Origin of the sequence: Streptomyces guryensis, from assembly GCF_021261325.1 — a bacterium.
In the GTDB taxonomy this organism is placed as follows: domain Bacteria; phylum Actinomycetota; class Actinomycetes; order Streptomycetales; family Streptomycetaceae; genus Streptomyces; species Streptomyces guryensis.
Genome location: NZ_JAJSBI010000071.1, coordinates 1 through 1710 on the forward strand (window position 1 = coordinate 1; position 1710 = coordinate 1710).

Genomic DNA, 1710 nt, shown 5'->3' on the forward strand with positions numbered 1-1710 from the left:
TGAGCGACTCTGTCGGGAATCTTGAGGACGGCAGTTAACGATCGTGATGTTGCGTCAGGCTCGTTGGAACGTCCCGCCCTCGTTCCCCAGGAGCCCGATGTGTCCCTCCAACCTCACTCCGGAGCCGAGATCCCGCCGCTGACCGCCCGGGTTGCCCGCGCGGCCAACCCCAAGGGCACCACCGCGATGTGGATCCGCGACCGCGTCGACGGCCTCTGGAGTGACGAGGACTTCACCGCCTGGTACCCGCGTGACGGCCGCCCTGGGCTCTCCCCCGCCCAGCTCGCCACCGTCTGCGTGCTGCAGTACGCGATGAACCTCTCCGACCGCCAGGCCGCCGAGGCGGTGCGCTGCCGAATCGACTTCAAGTACGCCCTCGGACTGGACCTGGACGATCCCGGCTTCCATCACAGCGTCCTGTCCGACTTCCGCGACCGGCTCGCCGAAGGCGACCGCGCCGACCGGCTGTTGGGCCTCGCACTCACCCGGATCCGACGGGCCGGCCTGCTCAAGGGGCGCGTCACGCAGCGCACCGACTCCACCCACGTCCTGTCCGCCGCACGGGAGTTGACCCGCCTGGAGCTGGTGACCGAGGCGGTCCGCGCCGTGCTGGAAGAGGTGGCCCGCGACGCGCCAGAGGTGCTGGATGAGCTGGTCACCGCCGAATGGGCCCAACGCTACGGCCGGCCGGTTCGCCTGTGCTCCCAGCCCAGCCACCCCGTTGCCCGCCTGGAGCAGGTGGGCAACGACGCCCGCGAGCTGCTGCAACGCCTTGACGCCCGGTTCCCCGGCGGCGCTCCGGCGCAGGCGAAGGTGCTCCGAACGATCCTGGTGCAGCACTTCCTGGTGGATGCCAAGGGGCGGTTCAGGCCGCGCACGAAGCGCGACGGCCGGCCGCCCTCCCGGATTCAGATCGAGTCGCCGTATGAGACCGATGCGCGCTGGACGCGCCGCGGCGACACCCGCTGGACCGGCTACCTCGTGCACGTGACCGAGACCTGCGACGACAAGCGGATCAACGTCATCACCGACGTGGCCACCGCCGTCTCCAGCGCGGACAGCCAGGCGCTGCCCGGCATCCACGCCCGCCTCAGGCGGCTGCGCCTGCTGCCGGACCGGCACCTGGTCGACGGCGGCTACACCTCCGTGGCCGGCATGGACGCCGCCGCCCGCCTGCACCGCGTCACTCTGATCGGGCCGCTTCCGCCCAGCACCACCCCGCAGCACCGGGCAGGCGACGGATTCGGCCGGGAGAACTTCATCATCGACTTCGACCAGCGCGAGGTGACCTGCCCCAACGGGCAGGTCAGCGGCAACTGGCAGGACCTGCCGGCGGCCGAGCCGACCAAGGTCACAGTCCGGTTCGACGCCCGCCAGTGCGGCCGCTGCCCCGAGCGGGCCAAGTGCACTCCAGGCCCGTTTCGCAGCCTGTACTTTCCCACCCGCCGCCTGCACGAACTCCAAACCAAGAACCGCGCCGACCAGCAGGATGCCAACTGGCGCCGACTCTACGGGCGACGCTCGGGGGCCGAGGGCACCATTGAGGAGTTCGCCAACGGCCACCGCGGACGCCGGTGCCGCTACCGTGGCCTGGCCAAGACGCACGTCCAGCACGTCCTGACCGCACTCGCGATCAACGTCGAGCGGCTGAGCCTTCAAGAACCCGCCGACGGCTCGTACCGGCCCCGCCCTCCCACAGCATTCCAGCAG

Annotated in this window: 1 protein-coding gene; it reads left to right on the top strand. The window is 70.8% G+C overall.

From position 1 onward, the window contains the following. Nucleotides 1-99: 99 nt before the first annotated feature. On the top strand, nucleotides 100-1710 hold a 1611-nt coding region (locus tag LJ657_RS47985; protein WP_232656079.1), incomplete at its 3' end, for an IS1182 family transposase.